The sequence below is a fragment of the Acinetobacter lwoffii genome, assembly GCF_024129735.1.
In the GTDB taxonomy this organism is placed as follows: Bacteria; Pseudomonadota; Gammaproteobacteria; order Pseudomonadales; family Moraxellaceae; genus Acinetobacter; species Acinetobacter lwoffii_H.
The window spans coordinates 1-1,047 of the sequence record NZ_JAMXXK010000112.1; the positions used below are offsets into that span (position 1 = coordinate 1).

The window sequence follows — 1,047 nt, forward strand, 5'->3', positions numbered from 1 at the left end:
CATGGCTAAGGCTAAGTTTGAACGTAATAAGCCACACGTTAACGTGGGCACAATTGGTCACGTTGACCATGGTAAAACAACTTTAACAGCTGCAATTGCAACTGTATGTGCGAAGAAATTCGGTGGCGAAGCGAAAGACTACGCTGCAATCGACTCTGCACCAGAAGAAAAAGCACGTGGTATTACAATTAATACTTCACACGTAGAATACGATTCTCCAACTCGTCACTACGCTCACGTAGACTGCCCGGGCCACGCCGATTATGTTAAAAACATGATTACTGGTGCTGCTCAGATGGACGGCGCGATCCTTGTATGTGCTGCGACTGATGGTCCTATGCCACAGACTCGTGAACACATCCTGCTTTCTCGTCAGGTAGGTGTACCTTACATCGTTGTATTCTTGAACAAATGCGACCTTGTAGACGACGAAGAGCTTCTTGAACTAGTTGAAATGGAAGTTCGTGAACTTCTTTCTACTTACGACTTCCCGGGTGATGACACTCCAGTGATCCGTGGTTCTGCTCTTCTTGCGCTTAACGGTGATGACAGCCAATACGGTGAGCCAGCTGTAGTTGCGCTTGTTGAAGCACTTGACTCTTACATTCCAGAGCCAGAGCGTGCAATTGACCTTCCATTCCTTATGCCAATTGAAGACGTATTCTCAATCTCTGGTCGTGGTACAGTAGTAACTGGCCGTGTTGAGACTGGTATCGTTAAAGTAGGTGAGTCTGTAGAAATCGTTGGTATCCGTGATACTCAAACTACTACAGTAACCGGCGTAGAAATGTTCCGTAAACTTCTTGACGAAGGTCGTGCGGGCGAGAACTGTGGTGTTCTTCTTCGTGGTACTAAGCGTGAAGACGTACAACGTGGTCAAGTATTGACTAAACCAGGTGCGATCAAGCCACACACTAAATTCGATGCGGAAGTATACGTACTTTCTAAAGAAGAAGGTGGTCGTCACACTCCATTCCTTAACGGTTACCGTCCACAGTTCTACTTCCGTACTACGGACGTAACTGGTGCGATCGCGCTTAAAGAAGG

General features: G+C 46.8%; 1 protein-coding gene. It reads left to right on the plus strand.

Annotation, left to right across the window (positions count from 1 at the left end; all coding sequences use genetic code 11):
- Position 1 precedes the first annotated feature (1 nt).
- Positions 2-1,047, plus strand: a 1,046-nt coding sequence (gene tuf, locus NI469_RS15685; protein ID WP_253175660.1) for an elongation factor Tu, incomplete at its 3' end; no start/stop codon positions are given.